At 68.2% G+C, this 19993-nt stretch carries 12 protein-coding genes; 3 read left to right on the plus strand and 9 right to left on the minus strand.

Annotation, left to right across the window (positions count from 1 at the left end):
- Positions 1 to 2: 2 nt before the first annotated feature.
- The 3 genes from V7E00_RS11850 to V7E00_RS11860 all read right to left on the minus strand — a co-directional run bounded on the left by V7E00_RS11850 (position 3) and on the right by V7E00_RS11860 (position 8498).
- Entirely contained in the window at positions 3 to 6167 is a 6165-nt protein-coding gene (locus V7E00_RS11850) for an MBG domain-containing protein (protein ID WP_333572849.1), read from the minus strand.
- 469 nt (positions 6168 to 6636) lie between these two features.
- Entirely contained in the window at positions 6637 to 7647 is a 1011-nt protein-coding gene (locus V7E00_RS11855; RefSeq protein WP_333572850.1) for a patatin-like phospholipase family protein, read from the minus strand.
- Positions 7644 to 8498: an MBL fold metallo-hydrolase gene (locus V7E00_RS11860; RefSeq protein WP_333572851.1), complete on the minus strand. Its 855-nt coding sequence runs from the start codon at positions 8496 to 8498 to the stop codon at positions 7644 to 7646. Before V7E00_RS11860 ends, V7E00_RS11855 begins: the two co-directional genes overlap by 4 nt.
- Before the next feature lie 278 nt (positions 8499 to 8776).
- Here V7E00_RS11860 and V7E00_RS11865 point away from each other — a divergent pair, with 278 nt between their 5' ends.
- Both V7E00_RS11865 and V7E00_RS11870 read left to right on the plus strand, forming a co-directional pair.
- On the plus strand, positions 8777 to 9523 hold the full coding sequence (locus V7E00_RS11865; RefSeq protein ID WP_333572852.1) for a DUF72 domain-containing protein: 747 nt from the start codon (positions 8777 to 8779) through the stop codon (positions 9521 to 9523).
- A gap of 54 nt (positions 9524 to 9577) precedes the next feature.
- The gene (locus tag V7E00_RS11870) at positions 9578 to 10603 is read left to right on the plus strand and encodes an ATP-dependent DNA ligase (RefSeq protein ID WP_333572853.1); all 1026 of its coding nucleotides are present in this window, start codon (positions 9578 to 9580) and stop codon (positions 10601 to 10603) included.
- Positions 10604 to 10662: 59 nt separating this feature from the next.
- Here V7E00_RS11870 and V7E00_RS11875 read toward each other — a convergent pair whose 3' ends face one another.
- From V7E00_RS11875 to V7E00_RS11900, 6 genes are all read right to left on the minus strand, one after another.
- Positions 10663 to 11538 (minus strand): NAD(P)H-hydrate dehydratase, encoded by an 876-nt coding sequence (locus tag V7E00_RS11875; protein ID WP_333572854.1) that lies wholly within the window; start codon positions 11536 to 11538, stop codon positions 10663 to 10665.
- Positions 11535 to 12290 (minus strand): histidine phosphatase family protein, encoded by a 756-nt coding sequence (locus tag V7E00_RS11880; protein ID WP_333572855.1) that lies wholly within the window; start codon positions 12288 to 12290, stop codon positions 11535 to 11537. The genes V7E00_RS11875 and V7E00_RS11880 overlap by 4 nt, the downstream gene beginning before the upstream one ends.
- Before the next feature lie 73 nt (positions 12291 to 12363).
- The gene (locus tag V7E00_RS11885) at positions 12364 to 13203 is read right to left on the minus strand and encodes a SirB1 family protein (RefSeq protein WP_333572856.1); all 840 of its coding nucleotides are present in this window, start codon (positions 13201 to 13203) and stop codon (positions 12364 to 12366) included.
- A 59-nt stretch (positions 13204 to 13262) separates the two neighbouring features.
- Entirely contained in the window at positions 13263 to 13928 is a 666-nt protein-coding gene (locus V7E00_RS11890) for an HAD family hydrolase (RefSeq protein ID WP_333572857.1), read from the minus strand.
- A 120-nt stretch (positions 13929 to 14048) separates the two neighbouring features.
- Positions 14049 to 14519 carry a DUF2243 domain-containing protein gene (locus V7E00_RS11895; RefSeq protein ID WP_333572858.1) on the minus strand — a complete coding sequence of 157 codons (471 nt, stop codon included), beginning with the start codon at positions 14517 to 14519 and terminating at the stop codon, positions 14049 to 14051.
- Positions 14516 to 14764 (minus strand): hypothetical protein, encoded by a 249-nt coding sequence (locus V7E00_RS11900; RefSeq protein ID WP_333572859.1) that lies wholly within the window; start codon positions 14762 to 14764, stop codon positions 14516 to 14518. The genes V7E00_RS11895 and V7E00_RS11900 overlap by 4 nt, the downstream gene beginning before the upstream one ends.
- A gap of 486 nt (positions 14765 to 15250) precedes the next feature.
- Here V7E00_RS11900 and V7E00_RS11905 point away from each other — a divergent pair, with 486 nt between their 5' ends.
- Positions 15251 to 19972 carry a PAS domain S-box protein gene (locus tag V7E00_RS11905; protein ID WP_333572860.1) on the plus strand — a complete coding sequence of 1574 codons (4722 nt, stop codon included), beginning with the start codon at positions 15251 to 15253 and terminating at the stop codon, positions 19970 to 19972.
- The last annotated feature ends 21 nt before the right edge of the window (positions 19973 to 19993 follow it).

Genomic DNA, 19993 nt, shown 5'->3' on the forward strand with positions numbered 1-19993 from the left:
GGTCAGTTCTGCCGCTTGAAGAAGATGCCGGGCCAACGCCCGAGGGGAACAGGTCCGTCCGCACGGGCGGAGACCGCCTGCTCGTACGGCACGGCCCAGCGGCCGCTGAACGGCGCATCGCCGGCAAAGCGGATCGAAACGGGTGTTGGCCGCACGTCCGGTTCGCGGACGATCAGCCCGGTCGGCGCATTCTGATAGACGATCACATAGTTGGACAGGCCGGTGCCGGTCGCGTTGGAGGCCGCGATGGCATAGGGATCCGGCTGGTACGGCGCCTCGGCGGCAAAACCTTCGCTCGACAGGGTGACGCCGTCCACCCGATCCCCATTGACCAGGCCGATCGCCTGGAACGCCGTTGCGCCCGGATCCAGCGGCGTACCCAGCACCTTGCTGCTGTCCTGCGCCTGGATGATCAGCGGGCGCGGCGTTACTGCAAGGGTGCCCCCGGTGAACGTCAGCGCGTAGTTGGCACCCGCGCTCAACGTGCCCAGCCCGATCCCATAGCTGCCCACCGGGCTGGCCGCGGTCGCGGCGGTTCCGAGCGCGCCCCGCAGCGTGTCGCCGTTGACCAGCCCTGCGCCGGCAAGCGTGTAGGTCAGCACGGGCACATTGTCGCCGTACAGCATCGACCGATCGTTCGCCGTTACCGCCACTGGCCGCGGCGTTATCGACACGCTGCCGCCGGTCAGGCGCAGCGTGTAATTGGCGCCGGCGCTCAGCGTGCCCAGCCCGATCGCATAGCTGCCGACAGGGCTGGTCGCGCTTGCTTCGGTGCTCAGGGCGCCGCGCAGCAACCCGCCCAGCGTATCGCCATTCACCAGGCCGCTGCCATCCACCGCATAGCTGAGCGTCGGCACCGCCTCGCCATACATCATGCTGCGGTCGCCCGCGGCGACCGTGAGCGTACGCGGGGCAACGGCAAGACTGGCGCCGGTGAAGGTCAGCGCATAATTGGCGCTGGCCTGCAGCGTCCCCTGCCCGATCGCGTAGCTGCCCACGCCGCTGGTCGCCGTCGCGGTCGTTGCCAGGGCACCGTTCAGCGTGTCGCCATTGACGAGCCCGCCGCCGCCGATCGTATAGGTCAGTCCCGGCACCGCATCGCCATAGAGCATCGTGCGGGGGTCCGCCGCAATCGCCAGCGCGCGCGGCGTGATCGACAGGCTGCCGCCGGTGAAGCCCAGCACATAATTGGCGCCCGCGGCGAGCGTGCCGCGATCGATCGCATAGCTGCCGACCCCGCTCGCCGAGGTCGCCGCCGTCGTCAGCGCGCCGCTGAGCGTATCGCCGTTGACCAGCCCCGCGCCGCCCACGCTGTAGGTGAGCGCCGGAATGCCGTCGCCATAGGCCATCGTCCGGTCGCTGGCCGTCACCATCAGCGCGCGCGGCGTCACCGCCAGAGTCCCGCCGGTGAAGGTCAGCGCATAGTTGCTGCTCGCGCGCAGGCCGCCCTGGCCAATCGCATAGCTGCCGACGCCGCTGGTCGGGTTCGCGCCGGTCGCCAGGGCACCGGTCAGCGTGTCGCCATTGACCAGCCCGGCGCCCCCGAGCGTGTAGGTGAGGTCCGGCACGGCATCGCCATAGACCATCGACCGGTCGTTCGCCGCCACCGACAGCGGCCGCGCGGTGACCGAGAGGCTGCCGCCGGTGAAATTCAGCGTATAATTGGTGCCGCCGCTGAGCGTCCCCTGGCCGATGGCATAGCTGCCCACATCGCTGGTCGCGCTGGCGCTCGTCGCCAGGGCACCGGCCAGCGTGTCGCCGTTGACCAGCCCGGCGCCGCCCACGGCATAGGTCAGCGTCGGCACGCCGTTGCCGTACACCATCGTGCGATCGTTGGCGGTTACCGTCAACGCGCGCGGGGTCACCGCCAGCACGCCGCCGGTGAAGTTCAAGGCATAGTTGCCCCCGGCCCCCAGCGTACCCTGGCCGATGGCATAGCTGCCGACGCTGCTGCTCGCGCTCGCGTTCGTCGTCAGGGCGCCGCTCAGCGTATCGCCGTTGACCAGGCTCCCGTCCGTCACCGCGTAGGTGAGCGTCGGCACGCCGTCGCCATAGACCATCGTGCGGTCGTTCGCCGTCACCGCCAGCGGGCGCGGCGTTACCGATACGCTGCCGCCGGTCAGCTGCAGCGCGTAGTTGGCGCCGGCGGTCAGCGTACCCAGGCCGATCGCATAGTTGCCGACGGCACTGGTTGCGCTCGCCGTCGTGCTCAGGGCGCCGGCCAGCGTATCGCCGTTGACCAGCCCCGCACCGCTCAGCGCATAGCTCAGCGCCGGAACGCTGCCGCCATAGACCATCGTGCGATCGTCGGCTGTCAGGATCAGCGGCCGCGGGGTCACCGCCAGACTGCCGCCGGTGAAGCTCAGCGCATAGTTGGCGCCGGCAGTCAGCGTGCCCCGGCCGATCGCGTAGCTGCCCACAGCGCTGGTCGCACCCGCGCTGGTTGCCAGCGCGCCGTTGACCGTATCCCCATTGACCAGCCCCGCGCCGCCCAGCGCATAGGTGAGTGCCGGCACGCTATCGCCGTACATCATGGTGCGATCGTTCGCCGTCACCGTCAGCGCGCGCGGCGTGACCGAGACGCTGCCGCCGACGAAGGTCAGCGCGTAATTGGGGCTGGCGCTGAGGCTTCCCTGCCCGATCGCGTAGCTGCCCACGTTGCTGGTCGCACTTGCGCTCGTTGCCAGCGCGCCGCCCAGCATATCGCCGTTGACGAGCCCTGCGCCGCCGACCGTGTAGGTAAGCCCCGGGACGGCGTCGCCATAGACCATGGTGCGGTCGTTCGCCGACACCGTCAGCGCACGCGGCGTCACCGTCAGGTTGGCGCCGGTGAAGTTCAGCGCATAATTGGCACCAGCGCTCAGCGTGCCCTGCGCAATGCCATAGGTGCCGACGCCGCTCGTGGCGCTGGCGCTGGTCGCAAGCGCGCCGCCCAGCGTATCGGTGCCGACCAGTCCGTCCCCGCCCAACCGGTAGGTCAGCGTCGGCACGCTTTCGCCATAGGTCATGGCGCGATCGTTCGCGGTGACCGTCAACGCGCGCGGCGTGATGGCGAGGCTCGCCTGTGCCTTGGAGAAGACCAGATCATAGCCCGATTGCATCGAGTAGAGGCCGCCTGCCAGGGTCAGCTGATAACTTCCGACGTTCCTGCACGAACCGTCCCCGCCCGAACAGGCGAAGGCAGCGGTGCCCAGGATCTTGGCCGGATCCACTGCCTGCCCGTTCGCCGCAGCCACGGAGGTGCCGAAGGCCGTCGGCTGGCTCGTACCGTCATAGACTAGGGTGACGGAGGGGCTGCCGCTCAAGGAGACGTTCGCGGTGGTCAGAAACGCCTTGAGCATCGGCGCGGTCGCGCCGTCATAGATGCGCCAGATCTTGTTCTCGCCGCCGGTGCTGTCGAGGTCCCAGTTTGCGAAACTGCTGGCAGAAATCATTTCGCTACTGGTCAGCCCATGGGCGCCGTACCCGTCGCTGCTTCCGTAGGCAGGTTGCGACTGGCCGGACGTATCCTTGTTCCAGAACGCATTCTTGAACGAGCCGCCCAAGCCTGCAAGGCCCCCGTGCATGACGGAATTGGTGTCGGTAATCACGACGCTTCCGGATGCGTAGGCATTGGAGATCATCTCTCGATTCTCCCCGACGAGTCCTCCCGCCATCTCTCGGGCGCGCACGCTGCCCGTGGCGTAGACGTTCGTGATTCGAGAGCCTTCTATGTTATAGCCTACCAGCCCACCCACTCGCGTATACGTCGTCCTCGTGGGTAGGCCAGACGCCAGGATGAACACCGTGGCCGCGACCGCGCCCGTGGCGTAGGAACGATCGATCGTGCCTCCACTCGCATTCTCCCCGACGAGCCCACCCAGGCTTTCCGAGCCCGTCACGGCGCCGGTAGCGAAAGCCTGCGCGATGGTGCCGGCATTCCGGCCGACCAGGCCGCCGATCTTCGCTCGCCAATTTTTATCGGTTAAATTGCCATATGGACGGGTATCATCGCCAGCGGCCTTGCCGGTCGCATATGAGTTGGTGATGGTGCCTGTTGCAGCATTTTCGCCGACCAGCCCACCGACCGTTTCAAAGCCTCGAACGTCGCCAGTGGCGAACGAGCGCGTGATGGTGCCCGAATTCAGGCCGACGAGACCGCCCGCATGATCCGATAGGCCGGATTGCCGCACCTCGATCCGCCGGCTCAGGGTGGCGACCACCGGTATCGTAGAGGAGGAATCGACGACGCTGCCGACGAGGGTGCCGTCGAGCGAGATGGCGTTGCTGCCCACCAGCCCGCCAACGAAGTGCGCACCTTCCACGCCATCGCCGGAGAGGACCTGCGCGCCCTGGATCCGGCCGAAATTCTGCCCGACCAGCCCACCGACATTGTTGTTCCCGATGGCGCTGGCGCGAACGGACACATTGCGGATATCCCCGGTGTTCACGCCCACCAGGCCGCCGATGTTGTTGCCGTCCCCCGTATAGGCGGTGAGATCGCCGGAGACGTGCTCCACCGTACCCTGGTTCCGGCCTGCGAGCGCACCCATCTCGCTGCTGCCATGCGCATTCCAGTCGGTGACGACCATCTTGGCGAGCACGAGGTTGCGCACCGTAGAGTCGTGCGTGATGGTGCCGATCAGGCCGACATCCGCCACGTTCCTGGTCCGAATCTCCAGATCCTCGATGCTGTTGCCCAAGCCGTCCAGCACCCCGTCCAGCGTCGGCACCACCGTGTTGCCCGAGGCCAGCGGCGGCAGATCGTGCGCGAGCGCATAATTGCCGTTCTGCCCGCTGATCGCCTGTAGATCCGACCAGGAATGGAGGAGCGTGTAGCCGGCACCGTTGATGCCGAGCGACTGGTCCGAATAGCCGTCGGCGAAGGTGATGGAGCGACCCGCAGCAAAGACGACCGCACCGCCGCTGCCGCCCTGATTGGTGCGCAGCTCCACCGATCCCCCGCCATTCACCGCGATGTCCGCGTTGATGCTGATGCCGTGATAGGCGTTGAGCGTCAGCTTTGCGCCGGTGTTCCACGACAGGCCGGCGTTGATCAAGATGTCGCCGAGGCCATCCTTCAGATGACCATAGTCGTCCACACCGCTGACCAGCGACACGCCGGTATTGGCAGCCAGTGTGCCGTTGATCGCCGACGCCGCCGCCTCGTCGATGACAAGGTCTTCGGGATCGAGCAGCCAGGTGCCGCCAGCGGCGTTGATCGAGGCAGCGCCGATGCGAAGCCGAGCGCCGGAGGTTTCGATCGCACCGGCCGTGCCGCCCTCGCCCCGCGCGTGGATCGTGCCCGCCACGTCTGTGGCGCCGGCCGTGCTGACCAGCCATACCTTCCCGTCGCCCCGCCGCACGCCCGTCGCGTTGATCGTGCCGGCGCTGTTGCCCGCCAGCGCATAGACATTGCCCTGCTGCGCGCGCAGCTCCGCATTCGCGGCGGCGATGGTGCCGCCGTTGGCCGCGCTGGTCGCGGCATCGCCGTAGAGGACCGAGAACAGCCCCCCGCCGTCATGGGCGCCGTCGCGGAGCAGCACCTTGCTGCCGGCGATCAGGCCGGCGGTGCCGTTGGCCGCGGAAAGGCTGCCCCGGTTCTCCACGACTGCGCCGATCAGCGCCACGTCGCCGCCCAGCGCGCCCACCTTGCCCAGGTTGACCACCTTGGCGCGCGATGTGCCCGCAAAGGTCAGGCTGCCGCCGGCCATGAACGCGGCGTTCGGCACGTCAAGCGTCGAGGCGATGAAGCTGCCGCTGGTCTCGACCACGCCGCCTGCGCCGATGACGATGCCGTTGGGGTTGACCAGATACACCGATCCGGTGCCGCGGAGCAGTCCGTCGAGCGAGGAGACCGCGCCACCCGTCACGCGGTTCAGCGTCGCGCCCGAGCCGTTGTTGATCAGCACGCTGGCCTTCTCGCCGATCGAGAAGTCCGCCCAGTCGATGACCGCACGGTCCCCGCTCTGGTGGATCGTCAGCGCGCTTCCGACTTGTGCGATCGTCGCCTGCCCGGCGACGACGGTGCCGCCGCTGGGCAGCGTCGTTGCCGTCTGCGCCTGCGCCGCCAGCGGCACGGCACCGCTCAGGATGGTCGCGCCGAGCAGCCATCGGCGGAGGCGACGCCCTTCGTCGCGGGGAAGGCTTGTCCTGCGATGGTCGGCAGTGGCGGCGCGGCGGCGCATCAACATGATCTATACTCGCTTACAAACGGACTTGGCGTGGGGCACAACGTCCCCGGCACAGCAGGGCCTGGGCGGCTGCGCGCACCGACGCGCGAGCGAGCGCCCACGCCCCCGGCACGCGCAGCACCACCGCCGGCGCCCCGCTCGCCGGCGCGGCGTTGCCTTCCCCCCGAAAGAGCGACGCCGTGATCCCGATCAGCGCCATGCCCCCATGATCCCCTGACGTGATGGCGCCGCAGGCATCGCCACGCCCCGGCGGTCAAGACACGGGATCGGGTTTGAGACGCGGTGGCAGGAGATTGAGATGTTTTGCAGCATCGTCGTCGGAGGAAGCGCCGGTACGAGCGCCCCGGATCAGGGCACCGCGCACGCGTTCCGCCGCGATTCGCCGAGCCGCCGCCGCTGGCCTGCGGGAACTACCCGCGCGCGCCGATGAAGGAGGATTGCCTCGCGACGTCTCGCACCGCTTTCAGGGTGCGTTCTCCGACTGGCCCGGCAGGATGTGGAGCCCCTCGACGCCGATCGGGAGATCGCCGCCTGCGAGACGGCGGACAAGCCCCGCCCCGTCTCGCAATCCCTGTCCCCAGCGCCGCCGGACCGACGCCGGCGAGAAATCCATCGCCTTGCCGGCAACCTCCAGCTGCTGATCGGCGTAGAGCAGCTGCGCGAGGAGGACGGAGGCGCCGCGAAAGGCGGGATCCGTCGCATATTGCGCCTGCCAGCGCGCGATCGTGCGGCGCGTCTGGCTGGCGAAGGTCAGATCCTGCGCGCGTGCCGCCATCGCGCCCAGCGTATCCGGCCTGCCGCTGCGCATGGGCAGCAGATCGACGGCGATGCAGAGCGTCGGCTGTGCCGGCGGTGTCGACAGCACCGGATCCAGCGGCAGGTTGGTCGCCAGCCCGCCGTCGACATATAGCCGCCCGTCCACCTCGACCGCGGGAAACGCAGGCGGCAGCGCCGCGCTGGCACGAACATGCCCCGCGCCGACGAAGCGCTCGCGCGTGTCGAACGCCGCTTCCGTGCCGCTCTCCAGGTCGACGGCGACGGCGGTGAAGCGCGGAGCGCCGCAATTCAGGCGCTCGAAATCGATCAGGGAATCCAGCGTCGCCGCGAGCGGGGCGGTATCGTACAACGCGGGCGTAGGGCTGGCGAACAATGCGGTGCCGAGCGGGCTGAAAAGACCCGGCCGGCCGCCCAGGGCCGTGGCGCTGGTCTCGATCGTCCGCCGCCAGGTTTCCGGCCAGCTCTGCCACCAATCGGGATCGTCCGGCCGCCACATCGCGGCGAGCTTCGCCAGACCCGCATCGGGCGCATTGCCGACGAGGATCGCGCCGTTGATCGCCCCGGCGGACGTGCCGACGATCCAGTCGGGCGCGATCCCACCTTCGTGGAGCGCCTGGTAGACTCCCGCCTGATAGGCACCCAGCGCATTGCCACCGGCCAGCACCAGCACGACACGAGCATCGCCGATGCCGCTCAAAGCGGCTGCCCCGCCTGGCAGCGTTCGAGTTCGACCGCATCGTGCGCGCAGGCTATGGAGACGGTGTCGCTCTGCTCGATCGACAGCCGACGCAGCCGCTCCTGGTTCTGCATGCGGCTGTCGGCATCGACCTCCATCAGCCGCTGATAGGCGCGCAGGCCGGGCGTGCAGCGCCGCCGCGCCTGACGCATCTCGCCGCGATAGAAATAGGCGTCGCCCGCATGGAGCAGCCAGCGCCCGTCGTCGCGCTGCACGGCCACGCCGGCATGGCCCCAGCTGTGCCCCGGCAGCGGCACGAGCAGGATCTCGGGCGGCAGCCCTTCCAGGCCGCGCACCGCGTCGAAGCCGAACCAGGGCTCGCCGCGCGCGCCATAGCCGCGCCATTGCTGCACCCCATCGAGCTGCGGCAGGCGCCAGCGGTTGCACGCGACGATGCCGGCATGCGGGCCAGTCGCGTCGTCATATTCGCGCTGCATCACATGCACCACGGCGTTGGGAAAATCCTCCAGCCCGCCGGCATGATCGAAATCAAGATGGGTGACGACGATGTGGCGAACATCAGTGGCGCGAAACCCAAGTGCCTCGACCTGGCGAATGGCGGTCTCCGCCTCGTGCAGCCGGATGTTGAGCATCGTTCGCCAGGCGCGGGTGATGCGCGGCGCGCCGGGCCCGTGCGGATGCGCGACGTCGCGCAGGCCATAGCCGGTGTCGACCAGCACCAGCCCGTGCGCGTCCGTCTCGATCAGCAGGCAGTGGCAGACCAGCCGCCCCAGCGGCGCGAGCGAGCGGCCGTCGAACAGCGCGCCGCCAAGCGGGCAGTCCGTACCGCAGTTGAGATGGTGGATGCGCATGATGCTCCTCGGAAGCGACGGAAAAGCTGGTCTTCCCAACCGACGAACGCCCACATCGCCCCGTGGCGCGCATGCTTTGCCCCATATTTTTCGGTAACGTATGTTGCGTCGGCAGCACGCCGCATCGGGCGACCTGCACGCGGCCGCGACGCCGAAGGGTGCCGGGATGAACACCGCGTGGAGCGCGAGCAAGTACCGGCCGGCCGGTTTCGCCGCCAGGAACCAATGCCGGCTGAAACCGATCAGACGACGCGATTTGGCTGCCGTGGAGAAGAACGATGCAACCGGTGATCGGAACCGCCGGCTGGGCCATCCCCGCGGTGGACCGGCCTGCTTTCCCGACCGAGGGGAGCGTGCTGCAGCGTTACGCTGGCCGGTTGGCCGGGGTGGAAGTGAACTCCTCCTTCTACCGGCCGCACCGCCGCTCCACCTGGCAGCGCTGGGGCGAGTCCGTGCCCGAGGGCTTCCGCTTCGCGGTGAAGATTCCCAAGGCGATCAGCCATGACCGGCGGCTCGCCGATGCGGACGCGCTGCTCGCCCCTTTCCTCGACGAGGTCGGCGGTCTGGGAGGCAAGCTGGCGATCCTGCTCCTCCAGCTGCCGCCAAGCTTCGCCTTTGATGCGGAAGTGCTCTCCGCATTCATCGATACCCTGTCCGCGCGCACCGCTATCTCCGTCGCCTGCGAGCCCCGGCATGCGAGCTGGTTCACGGCGGAAGCGGATGTGCTGCTCGCCAGCCGAGGCGTCGCCCGCGTCGCCGCCGATCCGGCGCGCGTGCCCGAAGCAGCGTCGCCGGGCGGATGGCGCGGGCTTTCCTACTGGCGGCTGCACGGCTCGCCGGTACTGTACCGCTCCGCCTATGGCGAGGCCCGCCTGCGGGAGATCGCAGCGGCCATCGCGGCCGACACCGCCCCCGACCGGACTGTCTGGTGCATGTTCGACAATACCGCCTCGTCCGCAGCGATGGGCGATGCGCTGCAGCTTTCGCACCTGCTTTCCGCCGCGGCAGCGCTTCCGATGCCCTGAACACGGCCGGTCGACGCGCGTTCTTTCCGCGCATCACTGTGCAAGGGGAGCATCATGACGACGCCCGACCTGTCTCCCATGGAGGCCAAGCTGGTCGCCACGCTGCCGGAGGAACCCGGCTGGCAATTCGAGCCCAAATGGGATGGCTTCCGCGCGCTTGTGTTCCGCGACGGCGATGCAGTCGAACTCCGATCGAAGGCGGGGAAGCCCCTCGGGCGCTATTTCCCGGAAATCGTCGCCGCGATCGCGGCGGTGGACTGCCGCGCGTTCGTGCTCGACGGCGAGCTGATCCTGCCGATCGGCGGCGTGTTGTCGTTCGATGCCCTCCAGGCCCGCCTGCATCCCGCACCAAGCCGCATCCGCCGCCTGTCGCGGGAGACGCCGGCGCAGCTCATGCTGTTCGATTGCCTCGGCGTCGACGACCAGCCGCTCGTCGATGCGGCGCTGCACGAACGCCGCCGTGCGTTGGAAGCTTTCCACCGAGCGCATGGCGGACCGGCCCTGTTGCTGTCGCACCGGACGGAAGATCGGGCGACTGCGGAGGCTTGGCTTGCGCAGGGCGGCGGCGCGCTGGACGGGGTGGTCGCGAAGCGCCTCGAGGAACCCTATCGCGCGGGTCAACGGGCGATGCTGAAGGTGAAGCAGCATCGCACCGCCGACTGCGTGGTGGGAGGCTTTCGCCGGACCAAGGAGGGCGACGGCGTCGCGTCGCTGCTGCTCGGGCTCTATGACGATGCGGGTCTGCTCCAGCATGTCGGCTTCACCTCGGGGATCGCGACGGCCGAACGTCGATCGCTGCTGGCGACGCTGGAACCGCTGATCGCCCCGCCCGGCTTCACCGGCAAGGCGCCAGGCGGGCCGAGCCGCTGGAACGACGGCGCAGAAAGCGCATGGGAGCCGCTGCGGCCCGAACGGGTGCTGGAGGTGGTGTATGACCAGGTGACCGGCGACCGGTTCCGCCACGGCACGAAACTGCTGCGCTGGCGCCCCGACAAGGCACCCGCGCAGTGCCGGATGGAGCAACTGATCCACGAGGTCCGCCCCGCCGAACTCTCGACGCTGGCACGCGCCCCCGCATGACGCTTTGCCGAATGCGGCAAACAAACAGCCAGGGCGTCTCCGCCCAAGGTGAAAACGCTCTAGATCGACGCCATCAGCGCAGGAATTTCTGCGGGAAGCTCGCGGCCCAGGAACCCGATCGGCCCGATGCGCTCGGCTAGCCGCCGGCCCGCTTCGCCGTGCAGCCATACGCCCCAGCCGGTCGCGACCAGCGGCGCCGCGCCCCGCGCCAGCAGGCCACCGATCGCGCCGGCCAGCACATCGCCGGATCCGCCCGTCGCCAGACCGGGGCCGCCGCCGGCATAATGGAGCACGGTGCCGTCCGGCGTCGCGACCTGCGTCTCCGGCCCCTTCAGCGCCAAGACCGCGCCAAACCGCGCGGCGGCCTCGCGCGCGACCGTGGCAGGCTCGCGCGCGATCCGTTCGGGATCCTCGTCCATCAGCTTTGCCATCTCGCCCGGGTGCGGCGTCAGCACCGTTGCGGCCTTGCGCGCCGATACCGCCTTGGCGCGGCTGGCGGCGACCGCCAGCAGCGCCGCGTCGAGCAACAGCGCGATACCGTCGCGCTCCGCGGCCAGCACGGCATCCAGGATCGGCGCTGCATCTGCATCGGCGCCCATCCCGGGGCCGAGCACGAGCGCGTCGCAGCGCGCCAGCAGGTCCGCCAGCGCCCTTCCGGCAGCATCGCCGAGCTCGCCCGCGACATTCGCCGGCAGCCCGAACAGCGCAGCCTCCGGCATTGCGACGCCGAGCGCGAGCGCGGCACGCTCGACGGTGGCGAGCTGGATCTTGCCGGCGCCGCTGCGCAGCGCTGCTTCGCCCGTCAACCGCAAGGCGCCGGGCACCCGCTCCGATCCGCCCGCGATCAGCACCCTTCCGCGCGCATTCTTGTCGGTTGCCCCGTCGCAGGGCGGCAGCGGGTTGGCGGCCAGCCAGGCGCGATCCAGCGCGATCATCCGCGCGCCCCCGCCATCGCGTCGGGCGCCGCCGTGACCGCCGCGTCCGCCTCCATCGGCGTGACGACATTGTAGCGCACCAGCTGCAATCCTGTGTCTCCGCAGGCATATTCGGTGACCGAGCAATTGGCGACATCTCCGGCACGGTCTATGGCCAGGATCTCCGCTTCGCTCATCCCTTCCAGGATGTACCGCAGACACAGGACCACCACCTGATGCGCGACGATCATCACCGGCTCGCCCGCATAGTGCAGCGACACCGTGTCGAGCAGCGAGCGCAGGCGGAGGATCACGTCGCACCAGCTCTCCCCGCCGGGCGGCCGGTGGTAGAACTTGCCCAGCAAGCGGCGGAATTCGGCCTGCTCGGGAATCTGCGCCGCGATCCCGGCGGTGGTGAGCCCGTCCAGGATCCCGAACTCCTTCTCGCGCAGGCGCTCGTCGCCGCAGAGCGTTGCATCCGGCATGGCACCGCCTGCCTCCCGCAGCAGCCGCGCCGTCGCATGCGCCCGGGCATAGGGACTGCACAGGATCACGGCCGGCCTGCCATTCCCGTCCCCCGCAGCGAACCAGCGCCCAAGGGCGGCGGCCTGGCGCTCACCCAGCGCCGAAAGCGGCACATCCACGTCGCGATGCTCGAGGGCGATGCGCTCCGCGCCGGCGGCGTGCGCTGCGTCCCTGGCGACGTTGCCGGCGCTTTGGCCATGCCGGATCAGCCACAATCGGCTCGGCCAGCGGGAAGCGTTTGAAATCATGGGAGAGGAATGCAGGGGGACAGCAACCGTTCCCCGCAGCCTGGGTTGCTGCTGCACCCTGCGTGCTGCCGAGTCAGCGCTCGTTGATGCCGTCGCGGCCGCTGAGCGAATCCAATGCCGAGCAGATGTGCGTGCGTAGCGCCGGGTCGCGCGTGATCTCCAGCATGGCGCTCAGGCTGGAACGGGCGCTGCTGATCTCTCCCGCCCGCAGCAACAGGCGGGCGCGTTCCCACCAGCCCTGGCCATGGTCCGGTGCGATCACGGTCATGCGCTCATACAATGTCAGCGCCCTGGCAACGTCGCCCGCGGCTTCCGCCCTGCTGGCCTGGTTCATCAGCAAGCGCACTAGAACCGATCGGTTCGACATCGGCGTGACGTGCTCGATCGTGGGTGCTGTCGCCGGCCCCAACACGCCCCGAAGCAGCGCGGCCAGATCCTCCGCTGCAACGATGCGTCCGCCATTGAACGGGTCGATCAGCACGGCTTCGGTCTCGGAGCCCACCCGGGCGAGCACATGGCCCGGCGTATTGAGCGGATCGACGCTCCAGCCGAGCCGGCGCGCCGCCGCGGCGTAGAGGATGGTCAGGCTCACCGGCAGACCGCGCCTGCGATCGATGACGCGGATGATGTCGGCGTTGGCAGGATCGTCATACTGGGTCCGGTCGCCGCTGAAGCCGAATGTTGCTGCCATGACGCGGGCCAGTGCCTGCGCGCGTTCCTCGACCGTTTCGGCGTCTGCGCCGGTCGCTGCCAGCGCTTCGGTAAAGCCGTTGAGCTGGCCGACATAGGGCTCCAGATCCACATCGGGATGGTCCAGCGCCGCCAACTGGAGCGCGGCCGCGTCGAGGTCGATCGCCTCGTCCTCCATCAGGCCGAGCTGGAGGATCGCGTCGGTGGGTGCAGAATGGGCCAAGATCCTATCCCTCATTCCGGCGCCGCCTTCGGAACCTCCAGCGGCGCAGACATCGCAGATCAGCGGGCGAGCGGCGACCGCGCATAGTCGCGCAGGAGGTGCGCCACGTCATCGTACAGCGCCACCGCTCCCGCCTCGATCAACGCATCGTCGGCAAAACCGCCCGAGCGCACGCCAATCGCAGCGATGCGGCATTTGCGCGCCGCCTCGATGTCATAGGGCGTATCCCCCAGGACCATCACCTCCTCGGGCGCGAGCGGCGCTACCTTTTCGAGCGCGGTCGCGAAGATGTCCGGGGCGGGCTTGGTCCGCTCGACATCGTCGGCGCTCGTCGTCTCGGAGACGATCGCACCCGCATCGAGCAAGTCGACATAATGGTCGAGCTCCGCCTTCGACGCCGACGAGGCAAGCACTACACGCCGCCCGTCGGCATGCACGCGCGCAAGGATCGCCCGTGCGTCGGCGAACGGCTGGACCCGGGGGAGAAACCGGGCCTTGAAGATCTCCCCATGCGCCTCGCCGAGCTTTTCCTGGGCTTCCTTGTCGATCTCCGGCAGCAGCGCCGGCACCAGCATGTCCGTACCCTTGCCGATCTGATCGTGGATCACGCGCTGATCGAAATGCTTGCCGATCGTCGCGAAAGCCTCTTGCCAGGCGGCGATGTGGAACGCGTTGCTGTCCACGAGCGTGCCGTCGATGTCGAACAGAACGGCCTTGATCGGCATGCATCACCTCAGCGCCAGGAGAATATTCGGGCGATCCGGGGACCGCAGGGGCAGACGAACCGAGCGCATCGGCTCGCCCAAGGTTCCCCGCCCCAGACGCACCGGGCGGTGGCGGCGCAACTACCGCGGAGAACGTCCGGTCCCCGCCCGGACCAACATGAAACCGAAGGCCAGCATTACGCCGCCGCTCAGAAGAAAGACGTAATCCCAGCCCGACTGCCCCATCGGCTCATACACATGATGCAGCTGGAGCAGGTGATGATCGATCACCCCCTCGACCATGTTGAACAGGCCCCACCCCATCAGCAGCGCGCCGGCGAACAGGCGCCCTGAAAGGTCGGCCCCCGCAACCCTCCCCGCCCGCCAGAGAAGGGACACGCCGATCGCCGTGATCATCCAGACCCCGGCGTGGAACACGCCGTCCCACACCATGTTCACCTTGGCACCGACATAGTCCGTGTTCGGAATGCGGGCAGACATCATGTTGTGAAGTTGCAGGATCTGGTGGAACAGGATCCCGTCGACGAAACCGCCCATGCCGATCCCAAGGGCCAGACCGGCAGCGAGCATCGGGCGACGGCGCGGGATCATGCCGTCCCCTCGCCGATCGCGGGCTCGTGAAGGACGAGCACGATGACCGCCAGCAACAGGGTCAGCGGGAGCACGACCGCTGCCAGGTTCCATAGCAAGTCGGGACCCAGCAGCCGCGCACGTATCGAGATCGCCTGGCTGGAGTGGCACAGGGTGCACGCGGCCGCGCTGCCCGCACCCGTCAACGACGCGGCCGCTGCACTGGCCCGAACAACGCTGCGTCCCCACGAAGCAATCGACATCATGCCGAAGAGACGTTCCGCATGGGACGGGGTTCCAGCAATCCGACACACGAAGGGCCGCCCCATCGCTGGAGCGGCCCTTCCATTGCCTGCCACTGAAGGCCGGGAGGTCAGTAGCGGCTAGCCTCGACGAGGTTCGCCATGCTCACGGTATCCGTCTTCAGCGGCATGTGACAATGAGACATTCGACCACCTCCTTTCTGTTGTTGAACAAGGCTCGGGATATTGGGAGCGCGTCAAAAAGTTTCAAGCATCGCAGTAGCTTGCGACGAAAATCCGTGCTCACCTGCATGCGCGCCCCCTCACTGGCGCGTGCCGGCCGCCCCGGGGGCGGCCCGTCTCCCAGAAGAAGGTGGCCCTGACGGGCTTTACGTATATCCATGCTGAACCAACCGGGCATCAATGGGTTCTCCAGCACTGGACTGGAGCGGACGTATCGCTAGAGCTTTCCTCAGATTTTCATTCGGTTAGGCAAGGAGAAGATGGATCGTGGCCGAAGTTCGGGCGGAACGCTTCATCGAGAGCCTGCTGAGGTTCGACGGTGCGCTCGGCCGCCTGGTGGCGCGGCACGACTGGGCGCAGACGGCCATCGGCCCGATCGACCGCTGGCCCGAAAGCCTGAAGACGACGCTCGGCATCCTGCTGCTGTCCCCCGCGCCCATGGCACTGCTGTGGGGCAAGGACGGGGTCACGCTCTACAATGACGCCTTCGCCGCCTTGGCCGGCGAGAGACACCCGGCACTGCTCGGCGCCACGATCAGGGAAGGCTGGCCCGAGATCGCGAACTTCAACGACAGCGCCCTGCGGGTGGGGCTGGCCGGCGGGCGTCTCGCCTACCGGGACCAGACGCTGACGCTGCACCGACACGGCAAGCTCGAGCAGGCGTTCGTCAACCTCGATTATTCGCCGGTGTTGGGTGAGGACGGCAACCCGGCGGGCGTGCTCGCGATCGCGATGGAGACGACCGGGCATGTCGCGGCAAAACACGCGCTGAAAGCCGAGCGAGACCTTGTCGCGGAGGTCCTCGAGAGCATCTCCGACGCCTTCTACGCCGTGGATGGCGAATGGCGCTTCACCTACGTCAACAGCAAGGCGCAGGAATGGTGGGGCCGCGCCGCCACCGAGCTTCTTGGCAAGCAGTATTGGACGGAGTTCCCCCAAGCGGTCGGCAGCGAGGCATACAAAGCGCACCTGCGCGCGATGCGCGATCGCGTGCCGGTGCGGATCGAGACAGTGTCGCCGATCCTGCATCGCTGGGTCGGTGTCGACATCCACCCCACGGCGAGTGGCGGACTGTCCGTCTACTTCCGCGACATCGGCGACCAGAAGCGTGCCGAGGAAGCGCAGCGGGCCAGCGACGCGCGACTGGCGGCGATCTTCGATGGCGCAACCGTCGGGCTGTCCGAGGTGACGCCGGACGGGCGCTTCTTGCGCGTCAACGAGGAGCTTTGCCGGATCGTAGGACGCCGGCAGGACGAATTGCTCGGCATGACGATTGCCGACGTGACCCACCCGGAATCGCTACAGCCGAGCATCGACGCCGTCGCGGACACCCTGCGGACGGGACAGGCCGCGTCGCTCGACAAGCGCTATGTGCGGCCCGACGGCAGCACCGTCTGGGCGAACAGCCGCGTCTCGCGCCTCGACGACGACGCGCAGTCGAGCAATCTCCTCATCGTCACCGTCGACATGACGGAGCGACTGGCCGCGGAACAGCGCGTGCGCGAAAGCGAGGGGCGCTATCGGCAGATCGTCGAAGGCGCCGAGGACTTCGCAATTGCCTCGGTCGATCCGCATGGCCGCATCACAAGCTGGAATACGGGCGCGACCCGGATCACGGGCTTCGAGGAAGCGGATATCCTCGGGCAATCGGGCGCGCTCATCTTCACGCCCGAGGACCGCGCCGCCGGAGCGCCGGACCACGAGTTGAACAGAGCGAAAAGCGACGGTCGCTCGCTGAACGAGCGCTGGCACGTGCGGAAGGACGGCAGCCGTTTCTGGGGCTCCGGGCTCACCATGCGCCTCGATCAGCCCGGCGGCGGATACCTCAAGATCTTCCGAGATCGCACGTCCGAACATGAAGCGGAGGCGCATCTGCGCCGTCGTTCCGAACAGCTTCAGGGTCTTGCCGAGACGGCCAACGCCGTAACGAGCGCGCCGACGCTGGAAGTGACGCTCGACGAGATCACCCGCGCAGCGCGCAGGATCGTCGGCGCACATCAGGCGGTCGTCAGCCTGGCGCAGGGCGAGGATTGGGCGCAGATCATCCCTTATATCGATCTTAGCGGGCAATATGCCGGGTGGCGCGCGTACAGCACGCCGGCCGACGGGTCGGGCATCTATGCGGTGGTCTGCGAAACGAACCGCCCGTTGCGGCTTACCCAGGCCGAGCTGGAGGCCCATCCTCGGTGGCGCGGGTTCGGCGCGCATGCGCAGGAGCACCCCCCGATGCGCGGCTGGCTGGCCGTACCCCTCGTCGGCCGCGACGGTCGCAATCTCGGCCTCATCCAACTTTCCGACAAGGAGGACGGATCGGAGTTTGACGAGAATGACGAGGCGATCATCGTGCAGCTCGGTCGCCAGGCGGCCGACATCATCGAGCGCACCCGGGCGCAGGAAGCGCTCGCGGCCGAGGTCGCGGCATTGGGCCGTCTGCAGGAAGTCAGCACGCGCCTGATCCGCGATGAATCGCCCCAGTCGGTGTACGATGCCATCCTCACGGCGGCCACGGACCTGATGGGGTCGGAGTGTGCCAGCATCCAGATGCTGAATGCATCCGGGTACCTCGACCTTCTGGCGCACCGCGGCTACGATTCGCGCTCGGCGGAGTATTGGCAGACCGTCCACGCAACATCGGGCAGCACATGCGGCATCGCACTGGCCACGGGTCAGCGCGTGATCGTGCCGGACGTGGAGGACAGCGGGCTCGCCGAAGAGAGCGGCGACCTGAAGTCCTACCGCTGGACGGGCATGCGAGCGGTTCAGACGACGCCGCTCCTGTCGCGATCGGGCAAGCCGCTGGGCATGCTGTCTACCCACTGGAAGCGGCCGCACACGCCCTCGGAACGCGACCTCAAGCTCTTCGACGTGCTGGCACGCCAGGCGGCCGACGGGATCGAACGGGTAACGGCGCAGGCCGAACTGCGCGAAAGCCAGGCGCGCCAGGCCTTCCTCCTTTCGCTGTCCGACGCCCTGCGCGCCTTGAAGTCGCCGCTCGACATCGCCTCGGCCGCCGCGCAGCACATCGGCGAGCAATATGGGCTCAACCGGGTCTTCTATGCCGAATTCTTCGGCAGCTTGATGAAGGTCAAGCGCGACTTCACGCGGGACGTCGCCTCGATCGTGGGCGAGCACGAGCTGGCCGCATTCGGCGAACCGCTGCTGCGCGCCTATCACGAGAGCCCGATCGTCCGGATCGACGATGTCCGCACCGACCCGCGGCTCGGCGAGGATGCGCGCGCCGGGCTGCTGGCAAGAGAGGTCGGCGCCTATCTCGACGTCGTGCTGTTCGAGGACGAGCACTGGGTGAGCGTGCTGGCGATGCAGAGCGCCACACCGCGCAGCTGGACTCCGGCGGAGGAAGCGCTGTTCCGCGAGGTCGGCGAACGCGTGAAGGCCGCGATCGAACGGGCCGCTGCCGAGGACCGACTTCGCGAGCTGAACGAAACGCTCGAGCGTCGTGTGGCTGCGGCGCTGGCGGAGAGAAAGCTGCTTGCGGATCTGGTCGAGGGTACCGATGCCTTTGTTCAGGTGGTCGATCCCGATTTCCGTTGGCTCGCCATCAATCTGGCGGCCGCAGATGAATTCGAGAGGATCTATGGCATCCGGCCCAAGGTCGGCGATTCGATGCTGGACATTCTCGCGGACAGGCCTGCCTATCAGGCAACTGCGCAAGCGCTGTGGGCGCGTGCGATGGCCGGCGAGGAATTCACCGAGATCGGGGAGTTCGGCGATCCGAGCCGCGATCGCCGGTTTTACGAGATGAAGTTCAACGTGCTGCGGGATGCCAGCGGCGCGCGCATCGGCGCGTACCAGTTCGTGTATGACGTGACGCAGCGGATCGCCGAGCAGCACCGTCTGGCGGAGGCCGAGGAGGCGCTCCGACAGAGCCAGAAGATGGAAGCGATGGGCCAGCTGACCGGGGGCGTGGCACACGACTTCAACAACCTGCTCACGCCGATCGTCGGATCGCTCGACATGCTGCAGCGCAGGGGTATCGGCAACGAGCGCGAGCAGCGCCTGATTGCCGGCGCCGTACAGTCGGCAGAGCGTGCCAAGACGCTAGTGCAGCGCCTGCTCGCCTTCGCCCGGCGCCAGCCCTTGCAGCCGGTCGCCGTCGACGTCGCCAGGCTGGTGCAGGGAATGGGCGAGCTTGTCTCGAGCACGACGGGGCCGCAGATCGAGGTCGTGCTGCAAGCCGGCGACGATCTGCCCGCCGCGAAAGCCGATCCGAACCAGCTGGAGATGGCACTGCTGAACCTGGCGGTGAATGCGCGCGATGCGATGCCGGGCGGCGGGGTGCTGCGGATCGCCGCCACGACCGAGAAAGTGGCGCGCGGACATCGCTCCGGGTTGAAGCCCGCCACCTACATCAAGCTTTCCGTCGCCGACACGGGCGCCGGGATGGACGAAGCAACCCTGGCACGCGCGATCGAGCCGTTCTTCTCCACCAAGGGTGTCGGCAAGGGCACGGGGCTCGGCCTGTCCATGGTGCATGGCCTTGCCTCCCAGCTCGGCGGCGCCCTGACGATCGAAAGCCAGCCCGGCCGCGGCACCACCATCGAGCTGTGGCTGCCGCAGAGCGCCGCCCCGCCGAAAGTCTCGGAGCAGACGGGCGAACACAGCTTGGCGCCGATGGTGCGGGGCGTCGCGCTACTTGTCGACGATGAGGAACTGGTGCGGATGAGCACCGCCGACATGCTCACCGAACTGGGCTATGCCGTCATCGAGGCCGCCTCCGGCGAAGAGGCGATGCGGATCACCGAGAAGGGCGTGCCCTTCGACGTGCTTCTGACAGACCATCTGATGCCGGGTGTTACGGGCACCGATCTGGCGCGGATGATCCGCAAGGCGCGCCCGGACGTGCCGGTGCTGCTCGTGTCGGGCTATGCCGAAACGGAAGGCGTTGACCCGGACCTGCCGCGGCTGATCAAGCCGTTTCGCAAGGATGAACTCGCATCGAGCTTGGCGCAGCTACCGGCCCATTCTTGAGCGGCCACTTCAGGCTAGATG

This window comes from Sphingomonas sp. (genome assembly GCF_036731925.1).
Taxonomy (GTDB): Bacteria; Pseudomonadota; Alphaproteobacteria; order Sphingomonadales; family Sphingomonadaceae; genus Sphingomonas.

Coding starts and splice junctions, on each gene's coding strand:
- V7E00_RS11890 (WP_333572857.1), bottom strand. CDS start 13,928: ATGCCGATCAAGGCCGTTCTGTTCGACATCGACGGCACGCTCGTGGAC.
- V7E00_RS11850 (WP_333572849.1), bottom strand. CDS start 6,167: ATGCGCCGCCGCGCCGCCACTGCCGACCATCGCAGGACAAGCCTTCCC.
- V7E00_RS11865 (WP_333572852.1), top strand. CDS start 8,777: ATGCAACCGGTGATCGGAACCGCCGGCTGGGCCATCCCCGCGGTGGAC.
- V7E00_RS11860 (WP_333572851.1), bottom strand. CDS start 8,498: ATGCGCATCCACCATCTCAACTGCGGTACGGACTGCCCGCTTGGCGGC.
- V7E00_RS11880 (WP_333572855.1), bottom strand. CDS start 12,290: ATGATTTCAAACGCTTCCCGCTGGCCGAGCCGATTGTGGCTGATCCGG.
- V7E00_RS11870 (WP_333572853.1), top strand. CDS start 9,578: ATGACGACGCCCGACCTGTCTCCCATGGAGGCCAAGCTGGTCGCCACG.
- V7E00_RS11875 (WP_333572854.1), bottom strand. CDS start 11,538: ATGATCGCGCTGGATCGCGCCTGGCTGGCCGCCAACCCGCTGCCGCCC.
- V7E00_RS11895 (WP_333572858.1), bottom strand. CDS start 14,519: ATGATCCCGCGCCGTCGCCCGATGCTCGCTGCCGGTCTGGCCCTTGGG.
- V7E00_RS11900 (WP_333572859.1), bottom strand. CDS start 14,764: ATGATGTCGATTGCTTCGTGGGGACGCAGCGTTGTTCGGGCCAGTGCA.